Source organism: Alkalihalobacillus sp. MEB130 (genome assembly GCF_032335535.1).
Taxonomy (GTDB): Bacteria; Bacillota; Bacilli; order Bacillales; family Bacillaceae_D; genus Halalkalibacter.
Window position 1 is genome coordinate 338498 of record NZ_JAOANA010000002.1, and the last position, 22152, is coordinate 360649.

General features: G+C 37.2%; 21 protein-coding genes. 5 read left to right on the forward strand and 16 right to left on the reverse strand.

Annotated elements, in window-relative coordinates; translation table 11 throughout:
• Positions 1–24 precede the first annotated feature (24 nt).
• Positions 25–1986, reverse strand: a complete 1962-nt coding sequence (locus N0O92_RS03445) for an iron ABC transporter permease (protein WP_315613203.1) — start codon at positions 1984–1986, stop codon at positions 25–27.
• Positions 1986–2975, reverse strand: coding sequence for an ABC transporter substrate-binding protein (locus N0O92_RS03450; RefSeq protein ID WP_315613204.1), 990 nt, complete (start codon positions 2973–2975; stop codon positions 1986–1988). Before N0O92_RS03450 ends, N0O92_RS03445 begins: the two co-directional genes overlap by 1 nt.
• Before the next feature lie 209 nt (positions 2976–3184).
• Here N0O92_RS03450 and N0O92_RS03455 point away from each other — a divergent pair, with 209 nt between their 5' ends.
• Complete coding sequence (locus N0O92_RS03455; RefSeq protein ID WP_315613206.1) at positions 3185–4015, forward strand: ABC transporter ATP-binding protein; 831 nt, start codon at positions 3185–3187, stop codon at positions 4013–4015.
• The gene (locus N0O92_RS03460) at positions 4005–4685 is read left to right on the forward strand and encodes a hypothetical protein (RefSeq protein ID WP_315613207.1); all 681 of its coding nucleotides are present in this window, start codon (positions 4005–4007) and stop codon (positions 4683–4685) included. The genes N0O92_RS03455 and N0O92_RS03460 overlap by 11 nt, the downstream gene beginning before the upstream one ends.
• A gap of 94 nt (positions 4686–4779) precedes the next feature.
• Here N0O92_RS03460 and N0O92_RS03465 read toward each other — a convergent pair whose 3' ends face one another.
• The 9 genes from N0O92_RS03465 to N0O92_RS03505 form a co-directional block, all read right to left on the reverse strand.
• Positions 4780–6291, reverse strand: a complete 1512-nt coding sequence (locus N0O92_RS03465) for a response regulator transcription factor (RefSeq protein ID WP_315613208.1) — start codon at positions 6289–6291, stop codon at positions 4780–4782.
• Positions 6269–8041 carry a cache domain-containing sensor histidine kinase gene (locus tag N0O92_RS03470; protein WP_315613209.1) on the reverse strand — a complete coding sequence of 591 codons (1773 nt, stop codon included), beginning with the start codon at positions 8039–8041 and terminating at the stop codon, positions 6269–6271. The genes N0O92_RS03465 and N0O92_RS03470 overlap by 23 nt, the downstream gene beginning before the upstream one ends.
• A gap of 104 nt (positions 8042–8145) precedes the next feature.
• Positions 8146–9438, reverse strand: a complete 1293-nt coding sequence (locus N0O92_RS03475) for an ABC transporter substrate-binding protein (RefSeq protein WP_315613210.1) — start codon at positions 9436–9438, stop codon at positions 8146–8148.
• A gap of 82 nt (positions 9439–9520) precedes the next feature.
• Positions 9521–10342, reverse strand: coding sequence for a carbohydrate ABC transporter permease (locus N0O92_RS03480; protein WP_315613211.1), 822 nt, complete (start codon positions 10340–10342; stop codon positions 9521–9523).
• Positions 10342–11214: a carbohydrate ABC transporter permease gene (locus tag N0O92_RS03485; protein ID WP_315613253.1), complete on the reverse strand. Its 873-nt coding sequence runs from the start codon at positions 11212–11214 to the stop codon at positions 10342–10344. The genes N0O92_RS03480 and N0O92_RS03485 overlap by 1 nt, the downstream gene beginning before the upstream one ends.
• 266 nt (positions 11215–11480) lie before the next feature.
• Positions 11481–12545, reverse strand: a complete 1065-nt coding sequence (locus N0O92_RS03490; protein ID WP_315613212.1) for a tartrate dehydrogenase — start codon at positions 12543–12545, stop codon at positions 11481–11483.
• Between the two features lie 107 nt (positions 12546–12652).
• On the reverse strand, positions 12653–14302 hold the full coding sequence (locus N0O92_RS03495; RefSeq protein ID WP_315613213.1) for an SLC13 family permease: 1650 nt from the start codon (positions 14300–14302) through the stop codon (positions 12653–12655).
• A gap of 208 nt (positions 14303–14510) precedes the next feature.
• The gene (locus N0O92_RS03500; protein WP_315613214.1) at positions 14511–15170 is read right to left on the reverse strand and encodes a response regulator; all 660 of its coding nucleotides are present in this window, start codon (positions 15168–15170) and stop codon (positions 14511–14513) included.
• Positions 15163–16761, reverse strand: coding sequence for a sensor histidine kinase (locus N0O92_RS03505; RefSeq protein ID WP_315613215.1), 1599 nt, complete (start codon positions 16759–16761; stop codon positions 15163–15165). The genes N0O92_RS03500 and N0O92_RS03505 overlap by 8 nt, the downstream gene beginning before the upstream one ends.
• A gap of 189 nt (positions 16762–16950) precedes the next feature.
• Here N0O92_RS03505 and N0O92_RS03510 point away from each other — a divergent pair, with 189 nt between their 5' ends.
• From N0O92_RS03510 to N0O92_RS03520, 3 genes are all read left to right on the forward strand, one after another.
• A complete protein-coding gene (locus tag N0O92_RS03510) occupies positions 16951–17211 on the forward strand; it encodes a hypothetical protein (protein WP_315613216.1) in 261 nt (86 codons plus the stop codon).
• A gap of 33 nt (positions 17212–17244) precedes the next feature.
• A complete protein-coding gene (locus tag N0O92_RS03515; RefSeq protein WP_315613217.1) occupies positions 17245–17379 on the forward strand; it encodes a protein-tyrosine phosphatase family protein in 135 nt (44 codons plus the stop codon).
• A gap of 142 nt (positions 17380–17521) precedes the next feature.
• Entirely contained in the window at positions 17522–18715 is a 1194-nt protein-coding gene (locus N0O92_RS03520; RefSeq protein ID WP_315613218.1) for a chromate transporter, read from the forward strand.
• Between the two features lie 74 nt (positions 18716–18789).
• Here the strand turns inward: N0O92_RS03520 and N0O92_RS03525 are convergent, their stop codons facing one another.
• From N0O92_RS03525 to cobD, 5 genes are read right to left on the reverse strand one after another with little or no spacing between them, the layout of a single operon-like run.
• Positions 18790–19218, reverse strand: a complete 429-nt coding sequence (locus tag N0O92_RS03525; protein ID WP_315613219.1) for a bifunctional adenosylcobinamide kinase/adenosylcobinamide-phosphate guanylyltransferase — start codon at positions 19216–19218, stop codon at positions 18790–18792.
• Positions 19170–19805 carry a histidine phosphatase family protein gene (locus N0O92_RS03530; RefSeq protein WP_315613220.1) on the reverse strand — a complete coding sequence of 212 codons (636 nt, stop codon included), beginning with the start codon at positions 19803–19805 and terminating at the stop codon, positions 19170–19172. Before N0O92_RS03530 ends, N0O92_RS03525 begins: the two co-directional genes overlap by 49 nt.
• Entirely contained in the window at positions 19757–20515 is a 759-nt protein-coding gene (cobS, locus tag N0O92_RS03535) for an adenosylcobinamide-GDP ribazoletransferase (protein ID WP_315613221.1), read from the reverse strand. Before cobS ends, N0O92_RS03530 begins: the two co-directional genes overlap by 49 nt.
• Complete coding sequence (locus N0O92_RS03540) at positions 20515–21063, reverse strand: bifunctional adenosylcobinamide kinase/adenosylcobinamide-phosphate guanylyltransferase (RefSeq protein ID WP_315613222.1); 549 nt, start codon at positions 21061–21063, stop codon at positions 20515–20517. Before N0O92_RS03540 ends, cobS begins: the two co-directional genes overlap by 1 nt.
• Positions 21060–22142 carry a threonine-phosphate decarboxylase CobD gene (cobD, locus tag N0O92_RS03545; RefSeq protein ID WP_315613223.1) on the reverse strand — a complete coding sequence of 361 codons (1083 nt, stop codon included), beginning with the start codon at positions 22140–22142 and terminating at the stop codon, positions 21060–21062. The genes N0O92_RS03540 and cobD overlap by 4 nt, the downstream gene beginning before the upstream one ends.
• Positions 22143–22152: the final 10 nt, after the last annotated feature.

Consider the following 22152-nt stretch of genomic DNA (forward strand, 5'->3'; position numbering starts at 1 on the left):
TGTAATCTACAAAGTAAACATATACTATTTCATTTTTCTCAATAGGTATAACAAGTAAGGAGTACCAATCAATGCCACAATTAGTCCACTTGGAATCTCATTAGGAGAAATAAGAATTCTCCCTAAAAAATCTGCAATAACAAGTAACAATCCTCCAAGCAACCCAGATACAACAATCAGAGGCAGATGACGAAATCCAACCAACCTCCTTGCAATATGCGGTGCAACAAGTCCTATAAAACCGACCGTTCCTACAATTGAGACCGCAATTGTACTTAAAGCGACTCCAATTACTAACGTCCATACTCTTGCCGCCCTAACAGAAACTCCCAAACCTGAAGCTACATCATCTCCAAAGGTTAACGTATCGAGCTTTCGCGTCATGTAAATCGCCGGTCCAATGAAAAGAGCAAATAAGATAAGTGCAGAATATACATCATCCCACCCTTTTCCATACGTACTTCCCGATAGCCAAACGAGTGCTGCCGCAACTGCTAACTTCGCTTTAACAACAAATATTTGAGTGGCAGCCGAACCAAATGCCGAAATGGCAATACCCATCAAGGCGACTAGCATTGGCTGAAAATTATTTTTCCAGGCGGTAACTAAAATAATAAGCAAGGCAACAACTGATCCAATAATGGCGCCTAGTGGCATAAATGCAACTGGTATCGCTGGGAACATGACTAGTAATAACATAGCTCCCGCCCCACCCATTGATGTAACACCGATCACGCTCGCATCAGCTAATGGATTTCGTAACACTCCTTGTAACAAGACTCCTGTTACTGCAAGAATCATTCCTACAATAAACGATGTTAACACACGGGGGATACGAAAATTCCAAATATAAGGATTCGTCCAATTAAGGGACCACTCTGTTCCATTATAAGAAAAAGCAGTCACAACACTTAAAACGACCAATAATCCTAAAATTGGGATTATCACTTTTAAGCGGACTGGCGAAGTCGTACCTCCCATTTGCTTGTCTGACCTTTTAATGGAGCGAGCTGTCTTCCATGCCAAATAGAGAAGCCAAGGACCTCCAATTAATGCCGTCATAGCTCCAACTGGTACTTCCTGACCTGGTTGGATAATGCGACCTAACACATCAGCTCCAACCATCATAATGGCCCCCCATAAGAACGAATGGACAAAAATCATAACATGTCCTTTTACACCAAGCATTCGAACAATATGTGGTGCCATTAATCCAATAAAACCTATTGGACCTACTACACTAACGGTTACAGCAGCTAAGACAATAGCCACAGCCCAAGTAACTAGTTTGACCACCGCGACCTTTTGTCCAAGTGAAGTAGCTACATCCTCACCAAGTGATAAAATGTCTAACGGCTTGGCAAGTAATAAAGTACAGATAAACGCAATCGCAATGACGGGTGCAGCAAAGGTAACTCCATTCCAATTTAGTTGAACGAGTGTACCAGCCCCCCATAAAAATAACCCATTTGTTTTATTTTCAAATAATAATTGCAACGTTCCTGTAACAGATGCAAACATTAACGTAATGATCATTCCTGTCAGGGCGACTCGCACGGGCTCCATTTGTCGTCCAGCTAACATGATGACCATAACTGACGAAATTCCTGCACCAAGTAACGCAGTTAAAAATGGATAATTCCCTAACAAACTTGGAAAGAAAATCGTTGATGCAACAACAAAGAAAAATGCCCCTGCATTAATGCCTAACGTTCCCGGTGATGCTAAAGGGTTTTTCGTTAAAGTTTGTAATGCAGCTCCTGATACTGCAAGTGCTCCTCCTGCTAAAATACCAATCACCAGTCTTGGCAGCCTGAATGATAGTACTATATCTTGAATTCTTCCTTCTACCCAAACTTCAGTAAGTAAATCAGAAATGGAGTATTCAGCTTGTCCTTGTGTCAAGTGAATAATGGATAGTAGAATAAGCAGGAAGAAGCCCCCTGTCAAAATGACAAAGGACTTATTCAACTTCTTTTGAGACATTATTCATTCACCATAGTTTCTGTAATCTGATCAATCAATGTAACAGCTGACAAAGGTCCTCCATATAACCATGTATCAGCACCTAAGTCAAAAAGACGATCTTCCGCTACGAAACCAAGGCTTTCCCATACTTTGTTTCCTTTTAGTTGATTTTCGTAAATGTTATCCGTATCAGGTACAGTATAAAGATAATTTGCATCTTCGTATTTAACTAACCCTTCAACATTAAACGTACTAGACCCGAACATTTCAAATTGTTCTGGTTCATGGATGTTATTTAATCCAATTTTCTCCAAGATAATTGAAGCCATTGAATTAGGTGTAAACACACGAATTTCAGGTGCTTGAGGTCCTGAATACGCAAGAGTTAAGATCACATCGTTTGTTGTAAGGTTACCAGCTTCAATCTTTGCTTTTGCTTCCTCATATTTCACATCAAGATCAGCTAATACTTGGTCTGCTTCTACTTCTTTCCCAACTGCTTTAGCCATTTCCTTAAATGTCATTTCCATTTCTTCATATAAATTAATGCTTTCATCTTCAGGATATGGATTAAAAATAACAGTTGGTGCGATTGATTCTAATTGATCAAGCATACCATCATGACGGAAGCTTACACCAATAATTAAATCTGGATCAAGAGAAGCAATTGCTTCTAGACTAGGTTCTTGGCGTCCACCAACATCAGCCACACTCTCATCTAGCTGTGGTTCAATGTTCACATAGTCTCCGTAACCTTCAATATCAGCCATACCAGCTGGCTGCATTCCTAGAGCTAGAAGATTTTCTGCATAAGTCCACTCAAGTACTACAACTTTTTGTGCAGGTGAATCCAATCTTACTTCACCATTCACACCTTCTATTATTATTTCATTTCCTTCTTCATTTGCTAGTTCTTCCTCATTTGCAATCGTTGCTTCGTCACTTGACGAACAAGCAGCCAAGAAAAGCACAAATAGGAAAAATACGATGGATGTTAGCTTTTTCATATTGGACCCCCAGATAAAAATAAAATAATTTCTCTTTATGCCGAATTTGATAATCATTATCAATTCAATGTTAGTTTATAGTCTAATTGTACTTTTGTAAAGAAAAAAATAATGGTATTAAAAATCATTCTCACTTATCTTCCATTTGTGGTACGATGGATGTAAGTATTAAGAGAGTGGCTCATTGAATAATGTGGAGGAATGACGAAATGAAGACTTCTATACAAACAAACGGCTTATCCATTGGGTATCATGATCATTTACTGTTTGAAAATTTAAATTTAAAGATCCCACGTGGTGAAATCTCTGTATTTGTAGGTAGTAACGGTTGTGGAAAGTCTACCCTTCTTCGTTCTATTGCACGATTATTAAAACCGACAGATGGTTCCGTTTTATTAGAAGGTAAAGATGTTCATCGGATGTCTTCGCGTGAAATAGCAAAGAAAATGGGCATTCTTCCTCAATCTCCCATCTCGCCAGAAGGATTAACCGTTCATGAACTCGTAAAACAAGGACGTTATCCCCATCAATCATGGTTAAAGCGTTGGTCTGAGGAAGATTCAGAGAAAGTTGAAGCTGCCATGAAAGCAACACGTGTTGATGAGTTACGTGACCGACCAGTTGACGAACTTTCAGGAGGCCAGCGGCAACGAGCATGGATTGCTATGACACTCGCCCAAGATACAGATATTATCTTATTGGATGAACCTACAACCTATTTAGATATGACCCATCAAATAGAAATCTTAGACCTATTATTCGAGCTAAACGAACAACATGGTCGAACGATTATTATGGTGTTGCATGATATTAATCTTGCTTCACGATATGCTCACAATATTATTGCCATTAAAGACGGAGCTGTTTTCAATCAAGGGACACCAGAATCGATCATAAATTGTCAACTAGTGCGTGCGGTCTTTGGTATGGAGTGTCAAGTGGCAACAGATCCTATTTTTGGTACCCCTCATTGCATTCCTTTTGGAAAAGGTCGATGTGTAGTCCCGAAAGTAAATGAGGCGATTTCTGGTGGTGCATAATCTAGAAGACTTGAAACAATTTCAAGTCTATGTTGTGAGCGAACCATCAGGATTTATGACTGTTAGTGGTTGCTTGTCAAATGACTTTGACAACTTAATGACCAGTATGAGCATTTCAACAGGCTCACCAACTTCAGCCGTAGCGACGTCCGTCTTTATGCGGCGGTACGGCTTTTTCATATCAGCACAGCTCTATTTAAAAGCTTTTAATAAAGTTTGGGATGGTGGACTAGCTAACATTCATCTTGTTCAAACTGAAACTGGTCTCGCTTTTCAAATTGATAAACGTTTTATAAGAGATTCACAACCTGATGATCTAATATTGCTTTTAAAGAAGTATGGACATCCTGTGGTAAATACTTTATCAAAAAAAGCAAATATCTCAAAGATTATATTATGGGAAAATATTTGGGGTTACGTTCTATGGATGTACGGTTTCATAGACAGTGAGCAAGCTAAAATCGACTTAACTGTATTATTGGAAGACGATATATGGCAACCAGAAGTTCGTCGTTCCATGTTTAAAAAGTTTCTAAACGGACGGTCACTGATTGACGCGACCCAAGATTATCAGCGTGTTACTTGTTGTCTGTATAAAGAATTGCCAGAGAACGATGCTTGTCCGTATTGTCCAAATGCCAAGAGTCAAAATAGAAAGCCGCTTAATTAAATATAATTAGCGGCTTTTAATGTATTTAGTAGGTTACAGTTTGCTCCACACTTCTTACCACATGCAACACCCTGGATAAATTCTCCTTTTTTTCTTACTTTAATGAATTCCTATATTCACTGGGTGTGACTCCTACTCTCCTTTTAAAAACCTTAATAAAATATTTATCATTTTGATATCCAACTAAGTCTGATATTTCATATATTTTCAAATGAGGATTATTAAGTAATTCTTTCGCTTTTTCTATTCGAATTTGCATCAAATAATCCGTAATGGTCTCATTATATTCCTGTTTAAACTTCCTTGATATATACTCTCTACTCAAAAAGAAACGATCAGCAATCTCCTGAAGTTTTATATCTTTTTGATAGTTCTTCCTAATAAATTCTTCAATCACTTGGACATTATTCTTCTCTTTTTGAAACTTGCACCCCGATACCATCTTCATTAGATGATGAAACTCTTTTCTCTTTTCTTCTTTAAATTTTGTAAAAGAAAATTGTCCAGCTTCGTTCCAGTAATGAATTCCTTTATATAATAAATCTCCTTTCTTTAGTTCATATTCTTTCAACCAGTGATCTTTTAAAATGGCAAATTGAGATTCCCAAACTTTAATTTGATCGAAGTCTAGATATTGCCTCTCCTCAAATTTTGCAAAGACCTTATTTAAGATTTCATCCATTTGTTCTAAACTTCCACTCTGTATTGCCCATTTTATCTCCTCTGAATAGTCTAGAAGATAAACAGGTACCATGGAGTCCACTACTTGAATCTCATTTTTTATCAAATTAAAGTTCTTTAGCTTGTTACTTGCTGAATCATATGAGCGCTTGAGACTTGTTTCTTGATCCCCAATTATGATAGGACATCCTACTTTTTGGGAAATAGTGCGAATCATCGTTTCAGCTGACCGTTTGCTCCATAATAGGAGGACTAGTTCTGCCTCCATGTTTCTATTTCGGAATGCAATTCCATCATGACTAATGACCTCATTACATATTGGTAGAACAGAAGAAAAAGCATATTCCACATCATCTTCAAATTTAGTAGAAATAAGGATTTTCATTGGAAGTAAAGCAACTGAACAAGGTTGTTCGGCTATGTTTACTCCAAATTCTCTTTTGAGATGTCCAATTAAAGAACTTGGAATCTTTTCGTTGTTTAAAGCATTTGAAAGCATGTGATCCCAAATCATTTTATCGTTTTCCAAATTAATTAATATATTGTCATTCTGTTTTTTCCATTCTGTGACTGCTCTCGATAAAGTTTCGTTTAATTCGTTAGGGTTGATTGGCTTTAATATATAATCAAAACTACCATAGGTAATGGCATTTTTCGTATATTTAAAGTCATCATAGCCACTGACAACAATGGTTTTAGAATCTAAATCAGCTGAGCGAATCCATTTAAGTAATTCAATTCCATCACATCTTGGCATATTCATATCTGTAAAGATAATTTCTGGTTGATGCTCTGCGATTAATTTCATCGCTTCTTTTCCATCTGCTGCCTCTAAAACAGTTTGAATTCCAAATTTATCCCATTCTGCTAATAGCATTAACCCTTCGCGAACGTGCTTTTCATCATCTATAATAATGGCTTTCATGTAACCTACCCTCCATTTCCAATGGTAACTTTATAGTCACTTGCACGCCTCCTGAACTTCGATTTTGTATTTTAAAAATCGCATGACCAGAATAATAAAGCTGAAGGCGGGCGTAAATGTTCTTTAAGCCAATGGAAGAGTCGCCCTTTACAACATGGTCTTCTGTATAGAGAAGGTCTTGAATCTCCTTTAGACGCACTTCCTCTATTCCAGTTCCATTATCACGAACGGCTAGAAAGAGAAAAGAGCCCTTCCTCTTACAAACAACCTTAATTTCACCTAATGTTTCCCTTGTATCAAACCCGTGTTTAAAATAATTTTCAATAATGGGCTGTAAGATCATTTTTGGCACATGTAACTCTAATGTTTCCTTTTCTACTTCCAATATAAAATGAAGATCCTCTCCAAACCGTTGTTTTTGGAGGTCTAAATATGCTTTCGTATAATTGATTTCTTTCTCTAATGGAACAATATCTTCATCCATATTCATGCTATATCTCATAATCTGTGAAAGATCTGTTAGTGACGTATAGACCTCTGGTACTTTGCTTTTCAACGCCATTGTACCAATTGATTGCAGCGTATTATATAAAAAGTGCGGGTTAACTTGTGAATGCAACACTTTTAATTGATTCGTTTTATTTTCAAGTTCTAATTTGTATTCACGATTAATTAAATGGTTGATTTTCTCAACCATCATCTTGAATCTCTGTCCTAATATGCCAATCTCATCGTTACCAAGTGATTGAAAATGAACTTGCATATTGCCTTTTTCAACTTCTTTAATATTTTGAACAAGTACCCTTATTGGAGAGGTTATTTTAAACGAAACAAATAAAGTCGCCAAGATAACAAGAGTTAATCCTACAACCCCAAATACAATATTGATGACAGCAACACCGTATGCGCTTTCATATAATGTTGTATGTGGAATTCTTTTAACTAGAATCCAACTTCCTGTTGCATCTGAAAGGCGATCAAACACAACTACTCCTTGAAAAGTCGAATCTTTCCACTCAATGGTTCCACTTGGTTCTTCTGACTCAATAATTTCATTCATCCATGTTGCATCATCAACACGTACATCAGATACAGAAGAATAAATAAGCTCCGTTTCCGGTGTCATAATATAAAATTCTTCCGTTCCATCATGATAAAGGTAATGACTCATTTCATTCAACTTCTCAGGCCTTATTTCCAACGTTATATAAGCTAGAATCTGACTAGATGGCACGTTTCGAAATGCACGATGAATGAAGAACGTTCGATCTGTTGATGGCTCAATATAAATATTATGTGGATTTTCTCTAGCTTTCTGATATACTTCTATATTTGTATCTGCTTCCTTAGAGTAAATAATTGTTGAACGTCTCGACAGCGATATCGTTTCTTGATCGCCAACTAGAGCCATGTTTACTTGATTAATGCTATCGTCACTATACAAAAGAGCTCGCAGCACATTATGAACAACTCCCATGGACAAATAAGCATTGCTACTATACGTTTTTCTCAAATAACTCATGAAATCAGGATTACTATAAAAAGACATCGTATAATTATTTAACTCCCTTAAATACGTTTCTATATTTACTTTTCCTTGGTATAGTAAATTTACATTTTCCTCTATTGCCTGATCTTTTAATGATTCCTTTGTATAAATGTAGGTTACGATAATCGAACTACCAAAAGGGATGATCGTTATGAATAATAAAAGAACAATGAGTTTATTTCTGATGCTTGTTTTAAACAACGATATCTCCCCCGTAACCTTACTTTCTTTTCTAGAGTATATAGTAGAAAGCATATCTACGTATAGATATGCTTTCAGCTTTTTTGTATGGTAGTATTTACGTTTTATTTCAAGTTATCCCACGTAGCCTGGAATTTCTCTAACACTTCATCAAACTCAATTTGTCCAGCTACATATTCTTGAATAGCTGCAGCGAAATCTTGGTTGGCACCATCTGGCCACATAAACCATGTCCAAGGAATGGTTTGTTCTGCTACCGAGTACTCAAGAATAGACTCACCTAGTGCTCCTAATCCTGCAGGTTCAATGTTATCAAACGCTGGAATAAAGGCAAACTCTTCTGTCATGTAACGTTGACCTGTTTCAGAGGAAACCATCCAGTCAAGTAGTAACTTTGCTTCTTCCAAATGCTCTGAGTTTTTGTTTATAGCCCAGTTATTTGGAACTCCAACAGGAATGGCATTTGCTTCTGCTTCATCATTTAACGGAATTGGTAAGAAAGCCATATTCATATCAGGATTAATTTGATAAATCATGTTTTCAGTCCAGTTTCCTTGTTGAATCATAGCTGCTTCACCTGAAGCAAATAACGTAACTTGTGTATTGTAATCTGTTGTTAATGGGTTTGTATTACCAAAACCAATTTCTGTATCAATTACTTGCTTAAATTCTTCAAAGTGTTTATTTCCTACAAATGTTTCTGTTCCTTCAGATAATCCTTCAATAAAAGCGGCAGGATCGTCTTGTTGAGCAAATGGAATATTTAATAAATGTTGACCAATTACCCACCATTCACCATAACCTGCTGCAAATGCTGTAATACCGTTTTCTTCTAACTTCTCTACTGCAACTTGTAACTCAGACATCGTTGTCGGAACTTCCGTAATACCAGCTTGCTCAAACAAGTCTTTGTTGTAAGCAAATCCATATCCTTCTAAGTTAACAGGCATTCCATAAAGCACGCCATCTTCATCTGTCATAGGCACTTTTCCAATTGGTAACAAATGATCAACCCAAGGCTCATTAGAAAGATCAGCCAAGTGTTCTTTCCAAAGTTCTAACTCATTAAATCCACCGTTATTAAAGATATCTGGCTTCTCTCCAGAAGCAAACTTCGCTTTTAATGCTGCTCCATAATCGGCACCGCCACCTACTGTTTCAAGCTTCACTTTAATATTAGGATGCTCAGCTTCAAACTCCTTTAACATTTCTTGTAGCTGATCTGCAATTTCAACTTTAAATTGGAAGAAATTTAATGTAACTACTTCATCGCTATTACCTGAATCAGCATCGCCACCCGTATCCGAGCTGGAACTTTCTTTGTTATTGGATGAACAACCTGCAATAATACCAACGACTAACAACATTGACATGCAAAGTAATAAAAAACGTTTCATTGTAATTGCCTCCCTAATCCCCATTTTTTTATTTCTTATTTTTAATTTTTACAGCAATGCTGCAAAACTTGTAACCAATTCATTATTTAATAGAACCTGACGCAATTCCTTTAATAATGTGTTTCTGTAAGAACAAGAAGAATATTATGACTGGGGTAATCCCTAGTACGAGTGCAGCTAACCCCATATCCCACTGTTTTGTGTATTGAGCAAAGAATGAGCTTGTTGCAAGTGGAATGGTCCTTAATGATGCATCCTGTAACACTAAAAGCGGTAACAAGTAATCATTCCAAATCCATAATGTATTTAAAATAATGACTGTGACTGTTATCGGCTTTAAAAGTGGAAAGACAATTCTCCAAAAAAGACCGAACTGCGAACAACCATCAATTCTCGCTGATTCCTCCACTTCGATTGGTACCGTTTTCACAAAACCATGATATAAAAATAGTGATAGTGGTACACCAAATCCAAAGTACATGATGATAATTCCTGGAATGCTATTCATAATGCCCAACATTCCACCTAACTTTACAAGTGGGATCATAACCGTTTGGAACGGAATAACCATGGCTGATACAAATAAGATAAACAAAATCTTGCTAAACTTCCCTGGTGTTCGAACCATTTTCCAAGCTGCCATCGAACTAATAACAACAAGACCAATATTACTAAATACGGTAATAACAAGAGAGTTAAAAAATGCTCTCGGGAAATCAAGAATTTGCCATACCTTCACATAGTTTGAAAATAGCCATTCATTAGGTAATGCAGCTGCATCTATTAAAATTTCAGAAAATCCTTTTAACGAGTTCACAATCACGAAATAGAAAGGAACGAGAAAGAGGATAGCGATACAAATGGCGATAATTTCTACTACAAACGTTTTTTTCGTATACTTCACTACGCCTCAACCTCCTTCTTCTTAGTAATCATAACTTGAACCGTTGTAAAGATAGCGACGATCAAAAAGAATAAAATTGACTTCGCAGAACCTATACCATAGTTATTGTTTGTAAAGGCTTCTTGATAAATGTTAATGGCTACGGATTGTGTAGAGTTAAATGGTCCGCCACCTGTTAGTGATAAATTTAAATCAAAAATCTTAAATGCCATTGAAATCGTTAAAAAGAAACAGATTGTAAATGCCGGAAGAATTAATGGAATAATAATTTTCCTTAATGTTGTAAAGGCGTTAGCCCCATCTATTTTCGCAGCTTCTAGTAAGGAACTATCAACCCCTTGCAAAGCAGCAATATAGATGACCATCATGTAACCACTTATCTGCCATGCAAATACGATTACAATTCCCCAAAATGCGGTCGTTGCATCACCTAACCAAGGCTTAAGGAAAAAGGATATATTTGTTAACTCTCCAACTGCAGAGAAGCCTCTTACGAAAATAAACTGCCAGATAAAACCTAGTAGTAATCCCCCTATCACATTAGGGATGAAAAAAGCTGTTCTTAGTAAGTTTCTTGTTTTTAATGCTGAATTAAGCATCAAGGCAAACGAGAAACCAATAATGTTACTGATTAAAACTGCTGCAAACATAAACTTTGTTGTAAAGAGAAATGAGTCAAAAAAGCGTTGGTCGTTTGTAAAAATTCGTTTGTAATTCTCAAAACCAACCCATTCAATCGAAGAACTAATTCCATTCCAAGATGTAAAGGAATAATAAATCCCCATTATAAACGGAATAATCTGTATAACAATAAAAAATAAAAGTGCAGGTCCTACAAAAGCAGCATAAGATAAAATTCTCTTAAGCTTAATTTTTTTAGTAGACCGGGTCTCTACCTTTGCATTCGCTTTCGCATTTTTTGTTACTACTGTAGACTCCAATCATCTCACCACCTCTATATTGTAACCGCTTTCTTGTTTCTTATTATAGAGTGAAAGTTTAGGAGAAAATAGTGACTAGATTGACTAAAAAGGTGCACTATTGTGACATGGTCAAATAACCGATTGTTCCACATATTAATACGTAATTAAAACACGCCCTCTCGAAAACACGAGGGGCGCGCTATAGTCCATGCCTATTAGGTAGCAGAAAAACGTAACTTTTTAATTATAGAATCAATCACTTCTATTGTACTAGCTGAACCACCGAGATCTTTTGTTTTTATCCCTTCTCCAATGGTTTCTTTAATAGAGTTCATTAACAATGAACCTAACTCTTCATATCCTAGATGATCAAGCATCATTTTGGCTGTCCACAACTGACCGATTGGATTGGCAATTCCTTGACCAATAATATCTGGTGCGCTGCCATGGACAGGCTCAAACATAGACGGAAATTTGCCATTTAAGTTGATATTAGCAGCTGGTGCAATGCCGATGCTCCCCATAATGGCTGCTCCTACATCTGTAAGAATATCTCCAAATAAATTGCTTGCTACAATTACATCAAAATGTTTAGGTTTAGAAACTAAGAACGCTGCTAAAGCATCAATATGATTGCTTTCGGTTTGTACTTCCGGATAGGATGTTCCAACCTCTTGAAAAACTTCGTCCCAAAATGGCATGCTATGAATGATTCCATTTGATTTTGTTGCACTTGTAACCCGACCTTTTCGTTTCTTTGCTAATTCAAAAGCATAGCGAATCGTTCTCTCTGTTGCCTTTTTCGTGAAGACTGCATTTTGAATAGCAATCTCATCTTCCCCACTATGTATTCTCCCACCTGCATCACTATACTCCCCTTCACTATTTTCACGAACGACCATAAAATCAAAATGATTCGGTTCAGCTAGTGGTGTTTTCACTCCTTCGATGTATTGAGCAGGTCGAATGTTAATTACTTGCTCACATTCACGACGTATTTTAATGAGTAGTCCCCAAAGTGAGAGATGGTCAGGAACAAGCTTAGGGTTTCCAACAGCACCTAGGTAGATGGCATCTGTTTGCTGAAGTCTTGCTATTCCATCATCTGGCATCATAACTCCGTGCTCAAGATAATACTCACAACTCCATGGGTGCTTTTCATAATGAAATGTTATTCCACCATGCACCTCTGCTAGTGTATCTAGAACTCGTAACGTCTCAGGGACAACTTCCTTCCCAATCCCATCCCCCGGGATAACGGAAATGTTTAATGTTTTCATCCTGTACCCTCTCCTTTAATCTATAAAAGGGATAGATGCTAGTTTCCACCAACAGTTTGATGGATCACTATTTTCTATCCCCCTTCTATCTTTACTACGTTCCTATCTTAATTTCTAAACTCAGATGGATAAACGGTTAAATCAATTCCCCACAATATCGGTAGTAAGAAATACACTGCTAAAGTTATTAAGATAATAGATAAAATATTTATCCAAAAACCATTTTTGACCATTTCAATAATTTTCAACTTTCCTGTTGCAAAAATGATCGCATTTGGCGGTGTTCCTACCGGCAACATAAATGCACAGTTTGCTGCAATTGCTGCTGGTACCATGATCGCAAATGGGTGAATACCAATAGCTAATCCTAACGCAGCTAAAACTGGTAAGATCATTGTTGCAGTCGCTGTATTAGAAGTAATTTCTGTTAAGAACAAAACAAGAGTCGTCGTTAAGGCAATAATGAGTATAAAGTTCATGCCTTCTAAAACTGTTAATTGTCCGCCGATCCAATCGGCTAAACCTGATTCACGGAAACCTGCAGCAATCGCTAAGCCCCCACCAAAAAGGAGTAGAATTCCCCACGGAACATCTCTTGATACATTCCAATCTAATAAACGTCCACCTTTATTCATAGAAGGAATGATAAACAATAATGCTGCTGCAAAAATGGCAATCATCGTATCATTCAGACCTGGGATGGTCATAATTTGCCCTTCCCATAAGAACGTTCTAGTAATCCACATAAAAGCAGCAAATGTAAAGACTATTAATACAGCGGTTTCTTCAAAACTAATTTTACCAAGTTTTTTCTTCTCATTTTCAATAAGCATCTTTCCACCAGGTAACTCTTGTAACTTAATTGGATGAGCTACCTTTGTTAAGAACAACCAACTACTAATTAACAAGATCACAACTATTGGAGCTGCAAAAAACAACCAATCAGCAAATGAAATTTGAACCCCGAACAACTCTTGAACTGTTGCTGCAAGAATAATATTTGGTGGTGTCCCAATTAAGGTTCCTAGACCGCCAATCGTTCCAGCATATCCAATACCAAAAATCAAAACCTTTGAAAACTTTTCTTCTTCACCTGCTAAATTTTCTTTATCTTTAAACGCCTGAGCTACTTGATACGTAATGGCTGTACCTATTGGAAGCATCATCATAACAGCTGCCGTATTTGACACCCACATAGACAGAAACCCTGTTGCTGCCATAAAGCCAAATACGATTCTTGATGGACTTGTTCCAATGACTGAAATAATATTTAGTGCAATTCGTTTATGAAGATTCCATTTCTCCATCGCCAGTGCTATAAGAAATCCCCCTAAGAACAAGAAAATAATTGGATTTCCGTAAGCCGCTGTAACCGTATCACCATTTAATGTGCCGGTAATAGGTAATAAAATAATGGGCAAAAGTGACGTTGCTGGAATGGGAATCGCTTCTGTAATCCACCACGTTGCGACCCATAATGTTGTTGCTAAAACCATTCTTCCTTCGTAGCTTAGTCCTTCAGGAAAAAAGAACAACACAACGGCCATAAAAAGAAGGGGACCTAAGATCAAACCTACCTTTTGTGAAGGCTTATAACTTGGTGGTTTTTGCTCTTGGTTGACTGATTTTTTTCGATCTTGATCTAGTGTGTCCACTTTTTTATTTGTTCTCATTGGCAAAGAAAACAATAATAGTTTTTTAGATTGATTATGTGAATTCCACAATTGATTCCAAACGGAAGTTATGCTCGTTTTCATCTTCATTCCCCCTACTTTAAAAGCACAATACAAATCTAGCTAGTATATAGCACTCTGTTGTTTAATTATTCTGAATTATAAAGCGCTTCCAAGAATTGAACAATATTAAGTACTTACTGCTCTTTTTGGTCTTTTTGATCTTTCTTGTACCATTGGTTAATTAAATGGCACAAAGTGAAGCAGTGTTTATAAAAAAACACCCAAGTCATTAAACAAAATAATAATGACTTGGGCGCCCAACGCTACCATATTTCACTTGTACTTGTACTTTTTCAACTTGCTCTAAATGTTCTAAATACCTTCTAACAGTGACCCGTGCCATGCCTAACATAGAAGCTAATTGTTCAGCCGTTACAGGGTCGGATTGATCAATGAGCTTTAGCAAAATTTGCTTCAGCGTTGTTTCACTTAACCCTTTCGGTAACGATTGATCCCTCTGCCTAATTTGTTTTAATTCATCTATATCTGATTGATTGAGGGAAGCAACGTTGTTTAACTTGTACCACATTTTTTGGTACGTTTCTAAAGCCGTCTTAAAGCGATCAAAGCGAAAAGGCTTAACGAGATAATCAACAGCGCCTAGACGAAATACTTCTTGAATGGTTGTCGTATCTCTCGCAGCTGTTATCATGATCACATCACACTTGACGTCTTGATTACGCAGCGACTTTAATACCTCGATTCCTGATTTATCTGGTAAAAACATATCCAATAATACGACATCTGGCTTGGTTTCCAGTATCATCGCTTCGGCATCCAAGCCATTTGTAGCCGTTCCACATAATTGAAAAAGTGGAACTTTTTCAAGAAAGCCTGTATTCACTTCTAAAACCATTGGATCATCTTCAACAATAAAAACTTTAATCATTCATTTCCCTCTCTTTTGCTTCAATTAAAATTTCCGTTCCTTTGTTTGGCTCAGATTGAACAGTAATTTCCCCCTTTTGTGCGGATACAATTTGTTTTACAAGAGCTAGTCCAATTCCACGACCTTCTTTTTCTTTCGTGCTATATCCATAGGTAAAAATCTTGTTTTGGATCTCCTTAGACATTCCCGTACCATTATCTCGAACACTAATCAGTAAATGATTTTTGTCCATTTGAATGAGACATTCAACTATTTTATCAGCTTTTGCATGATGAAACGATTCAAAAGCATTTTCAATAACATTTCCAATGATCGTAACCATATCTCCTGAACTAAGGCTACCATAGCTTTCATGTACAAAGCTATTTTGGTCGATTAAAAATGTAATACCAAGCTCTTTTGCTCTCGAGCGTTTTCCAAGTAAAAGACCTGAAATTGAATAGTCTACAAAGTGTTCCTTTAAGAAAGTGATTACTCCTTCTTCATCAGCTGTTTCCTCTATGATAACATCTAGAGCGTCATCTGTTCGTTCCAATTGAATAAGCCCAGCAATACTATGAAGTTTATTCATATATTCATGATTCTGAGCTCTAAGTGCCTCTACTAACGATTTTACTCCTGTTAGCTCCTCTGCTAGACGAGTGGCGTCGGTTCGATCAATCATGGTCACAAGCGTTCCTGTATAATTTCCTTTTACATGGATGGGATACAAGGAGAGGAGATAGTTCTTCTCAAATAGAACAACATTCCGATTAATCATCTGCTCTTTTGAATCGGTAAGTAAGCCATGATTGAATCCTTTCCACAATTTTGGAAACACTTCTTGCACATGTGTGATGGTTTCTTCTTCTCGATTTTTAATATAGCTTTTAGCTAAACGATTCATAAAAGTAATCTGTCCATGTTCATCAAGGGCAATAATTCCGATATCCATTGCCTGCATAACGGCTGAGCGTTCTTCAACTAACTTAGCAATTTCGTAAGGTTCAAGACCAAAGGTTTGTCGTTTAATACTACGAGCTAATAGTAAGGAACCAAATAATCCAATCGCTAATCCCCAGATCAGCGCATTGATCAGATCCTGACTATACGTTGCCAAGATTGCCTGAAGAGTTGGGGTTAGGATTCCTACAACCGCAACTCCTACTTGTTTCGTCCCCTCTTCATTTATAATTGGTACAAACGCCCTCGTTGCATTGCCTAACGTTCCTTGAGCTATAGATACATATTCCAGATTCGCTAAGGCTTCCTTTTCATCCCCACCTACAAACGTCTCTCCAATTAACTCTTCATTCGGATGAGAATAGCGAACTCGATCCATATCAATGATGACGATATAATCAACGTTTGTTGCCTCTCTCGTACGCTCAGCAATCGGCTGAATAATTTGTTCTCCTCCTTGTACCCCAACATACTGGCGAATATCAGTCATTTGGGCAACAGTCCTTGCAATAGCAATAGCCCGTTCACCTATTTCTGTTTCAAATGCATCCGTAATATGATGAACCATATTCCAGCCCATTGTTAATACAGATGTAATGACAATCACAAGAGACATAAATAACATTTTCATTCGTAAGCTTATTTTCATTTGAGTTCATCCTAACTAGTTGCTAAATTCTTGTGATTTTATTACTCCCTTACATATTATAGGAGCATGCATATTTCATAAAGAATTTCTTCAAATCATTGTGTATGAAAAAACAATAATCGTACTTATAAATTAGTGAAAAAATAAAACAACTCCTGTATAGTAAACGTAAATAGAGGAGGTTATAGTATGTTAGAATCTCAACGTTTATTATCAAGTATTTTCATGTGTGGAGAACAAGAAGTAAAAAACATAACGGAGACATTCGCCATAACGTATGTTGTTGACTTACGTGCTGAAGCGACAAGTGGTGTTATTCAAAGTTCAAATATTGAATGGATTCATTTCCCTTTACTTGATGGTGTTCCTAATCAGGCTGACGTATTAAAAGAAGCCATTTCATTTGTTAGTCAAGCTCATAAAAAAGGAAAAACAACCGTCCTTCACTGAAAAGGTGGGAAAAGCCGCACTGGTAGTGTGGCAATGGGAGTATTACTCGAGCTTGGTCTAGCTGAGACCATTCAACAAGCTGAATCAATGGTTAAAAAAGTCCGTCCACAGATTACGGTCCATGAAGAATTTATACGTGATCTTCAAAAGATTTTCCCAAATAAGTAGTCGAGGCATTGGAACTTGGTGATATTCCAATGCTTTTCTTAATGATTATACGCAATGTAAAAGTCTTGTTAAGATTGTGGTCTTATGTTGTGATAGAACCCTACTTTTGATAAGGTAATAGAATAAATAAGAAGGTGATTCGATGGAAAAACAAAAAGCAAATAAACGCAAACTATTATTAGAAATTTTATTCGTTTCTACTCGCCTTGGATTTACTTCATTTGGTGGTCCTGTGGCACATTTAGGCTATTTTCATGATGAATACATACGTAGAAGAAAGTGGATGGATGAGAAAAGTTATGCTGATTTAGTTGCTTTATGTCAATTTTTACCTGGCCCTGCAAGTAGTCAAGTAGGAATTGGAATTGGCGTCATGCGTGCTGGTGTATTAGGGGGGATCGTATCATTTATCGGCTTCACTATGCCATCAGTTATTGCACTTATTATTTTCGCCTTGCTCCTACATAGCTTCGGTTTTTCAGAAGCAGGTTGGATTCATGGTTTAAAAATTGTAGCTGTCGCTGTTGTTGCACACGCAATTTTAGGAATGGCCCAAAATTTAACCCCTGATGTAAAAAGAAAAACGATTGCCTTGCTTGCTCTAGTTGTTACCCTTATATTTCAAACAGCCTTTACACAAGTTGGCGTTATTCTTTTAGCTGGGTTTATTGGATTTCTTATATATCGTCAACAGACATTAGATCATCATTCAACTGAAGTCCAATTTCCAATCTCTCATCGTTTCGCGATCATTTGTTTAACATTGTTTTTTGGATTATTGATCGCCCTACCTCTCCTTAGGGAAGCAACGAATCTAAATTGGGTTGCCATGTTCGATAGTTTTTACCGTGCCGGTTCACTAGTGTTTGGGGGAGGACATGTTGTACTACCATTACTTGAACGAGAATTTGTTCCAACTGGCTGGCTAACAGGCGAGGAGTTTCTCGCAGGATATGGCGCTGCTCAAGCAGTTCCAGGACCATTATTTACATTTGCAGCGTACATTGGTGCTGTTATTTATGGCTGGCAAGGTGGACTTCTCGCAACCGTAGCCATTTTCTTACCTGCCTTTCTTCTTATTTTAGGTACGTTGCCTTTTTGGAACACGTTACGTCGTAACCCAAAAATTAAAGGGGCGTTAATGGGTGTCAATGCTGCTGTTGTAGGTATTTTAATTGCTGCTTTCTATCACCCAATTTGGACTAGTTCCATTTTATCCGCTTTGGACTTTGCTTTTGCAGCTGTGTTATTTAGCATGCTAGTCTTTTGGAAGCTACCGCCGTGGGTGATTGTTGTAACAGGGGCATTCGGTGGTTTCTTACTTTCCTTTATTTAAACTGAGATAACTGTTAAAAAAGAACAAACTCCATCTACTCTTCTTAAAAGAGGGAGTTTGTTCTTTTGTAGTATTCACTTAAGCCTTTTTGATAGCCCGTTCCAAACGTAAATAACTTGATCTGCAATTTCAGCTGCATCCTGTGCAACCCAGCCGGCAAGATCCCTTAATGATCGTTCTCTTTTTTCTAACGGAACAATTCCCCTGCCTACCTCTAACATAATTAGAATGACTTCACTCGCTTTTTCTTGCTCTTTATCTTTGATCGTCTGAAACAATGATTTTAGTTTCCTTCGAATTTGATCTAGATTGTTAGTTTGTTCCAACTCATCAGCTAGCCACTTTTCCCATCCCTCTAACACTAAGATAGAATTTTGTTTCCATTTCGTTTCCCATTCTATAAGCAAATCTCCTTCATAAGACGAAACCCAACTACATTTTCTTTTCCTATCTTTTACAACTGCTCTTTTCCCTGAAAAAGCTCCTCCGATAATGAGTTGCATAACCATTCTCCTTTTTCCCAAACAAACGATAGCTTAATTGCTTCGCCGTTCTTAACTGATACATCCCAAAAATCGTAGGAAGGTAATAACTTAGATACTATATAGCGAATAACTCCTCCGTGCGTCATGATTAGAACTTGTGCGTTAGTACTTTCCTCTTTTACAATTTTTCGCTTTTGTAATTCATTCAAAAAAGAGTCAATTCTCGCTTTAAAAGTTTCGCTAGATTCTCCATTTGGAATAGGACATTCTCCACCACTATCAATCCACTTTTGATATGAGGCATCATCTTTCAAATCTTCATACGTTTGACCTTCCCAATCTCCAAAATCGATCTCTCGTAACCTACTATCACATGAAGCCTCTGTTGAAAGCTGTAAATATGCTAGCGTTTCTTGGCACCGCCTTAGGTCACTTGAAAAAATGAAATCAAAATTTTCTTTGTTTAATTCCTTTTTTAAAATCGACAACTCGTTTTGATCCTTACTTATCGATAGATCCGTATGTCCTAAGTATCTTTTCTCTTGATTCCATTTTGTTATCCCATGACGAACGAGAAATACATCCATGTAATAACAAGTCCCCATAGTTCTCCCCCTTCAATAGCCGTTCCTAATAAATCTCCATTTGTTCCTTTAAATTTATATTTCACCCACACACCGAATGCTGTAATAAATAGAAGATAAGCTGGTATGAAAAAGAGAAATCCTTCGAACAAAATGAGAATGGCTACGATCGGAATGAAAGCGTACAAACCATCTTTCCAATCTATGTTCTTTTTCCACTCCCATGCCAAACCTTGTTGCTTCGCCGTTGGAAGAGCAATCATTATAATAACAGCTCCTAACCGAGAAAAAGCTAAAATAAAAAGGAGTGCAAAAATTGGAAATCCAATTTCAAACAATGAATAAATCAAAAAGACTTTCCAACCTAGTAAGAACAAAAGAGCGATAATCCCAAAACTTCCTACATGAGGGTCTTTCATGATTTCCCATTTCTTTTCAAGTGAAGCATTAGAACCTAGAGCATCAGCCACATCCATCCAACCATCTAAATGTAATCCTCCAGTGAGCCATACCCATACCGTGACCGTAAGGAGTGCCATCATACTTATCGATAGATGTGACTCCAAACCTACTGCAACGACTAGGATGAGAAGACCCATGACGATCCCTACAAAAGGGTAACTCCTAATAGCCCACTTACTTGTTTGTTTGTTCCAAGGAACATTTATAGGAACAGGTAACCTCGTAAGAAATTGAATTGCTACTATCAAACCAAATACCATTTGTTTCATCACACTTTCCCCTTCCAATACGTAGGTAACCCAGCAATCACTTGGATAGCTTTATCAGCTTGTTGCACTATGATTTTATGTACTACTTGCAACATATACATATATTGCTGAACACCCTGAGAAGAATGAGGGAGCTCCTCATTTACATCATTGGATACAAAGATAAGATGAAAGTCATTATCCCACGCAATCTTTACCCACTCGTTAACAATCATTTCTATTTGCTTACTGTTATAATGTAGATCAAACATGACGTTGCTTACCCAAATCGTTAAGCAATCAACTAAAATGACATCTGTTTTTTTGCAAGAATCCAGAAATGAATGGAAACCATACGATTCTTCATGCGTTTCCCATTCTTTTACTCGCATGTTTTGATGGATTTTAATTCGCTCCTCCATCTCAGTGTCACTTCTTTTTGATGTAGCTATGTAGTAAAGACGGCCCTTATTCGTTTTTTCTTGTTGAGTCCTATATATTGAAACAGCAAGTTCCTCTGCAAACCGGCTTTTTCCTGAGCGAGCGCCACCTGAAACAAATATAATCACCCTTCATTTCTCCACTTCTTAAGAACATAGAGTAATTGCTCATTTTCTTCCTTTGACCTAACAGCAACTCTAATGAATGTTCCATTTAATCCTTTAAAATTATGAGTATGTCTTGTCACAATTCCATGATTTAACAAGTAGCGAAAAAGCTCATCCGTTTCTACCTGCATTTTATCTTGCAACAGATAGAAATTAACCTTCGAAGGTGAAAGAATGTAACCTAGATTTGTTAACTCCTCAAACATATACTTGGATTGCTCGTTAAGCCACGTTCTTGTCTTCTCAACAAATCTTGTATCGTCAAGTAATCTTGGAACAATTGCATCAACTAATGAATTCACACTCCAAGGAATTTGTTCTTCTCTTAGAACCTTAATCATGTCTTTATGTGCCATCATATACCCCACTCGAAGTCCTGGTATAGTATACATTTTTGTTAGGGAGCGTAATAAGACTAAATTAGGATAAATAGACAACCACTTTGTAAGCGATGGAATCGTAGTGGGCAAAAAATCAACAAAGGCTTCGTCAACAACTACTGTCGTTCCTGTTTTCATTCCTTCCTCTAATAGGCGTCGCAAATCTTCTTCCTTTATTACGGTGCCTGTTGGGTTATTAGGTCGGCACAAAAAAATCACGTCTGTATTTGGTAGTTTTTCAAGCATACATGTTAATGGTAATTGAAATTTTTCTTCCGCTTTATAAAAGACATCTTCCGTCTCAATATGATAATGATGACAAGCTCGTTCATATTCTAAAAAAGTCGGATGAACAATCATGCTTTTCCCATTTTCAAAGTATTTCGCCACTAAAAAAATAGCTTCTGAACCACCATTTGTTAGGAGAACTTGGTCTTTATCCAATCCTTCATAATCGGCTAAAGAAGTAGTCGTATGAGAGTAAGTCGGGTCGGGGTATTGAGTAATCGTATGATAATGATTGTTCAATGCTTCTTTTACCCAATCAGGAGGCCCGATAGGATTCAAGTTGGCACTAAAGTCCAACATTTGAGTATCTTTCTCTATTCCAAACAGTTGTTGCATTTCTTCTGGCTGTCCGCCATGATTAGGCCATTTCATCACTTCACCT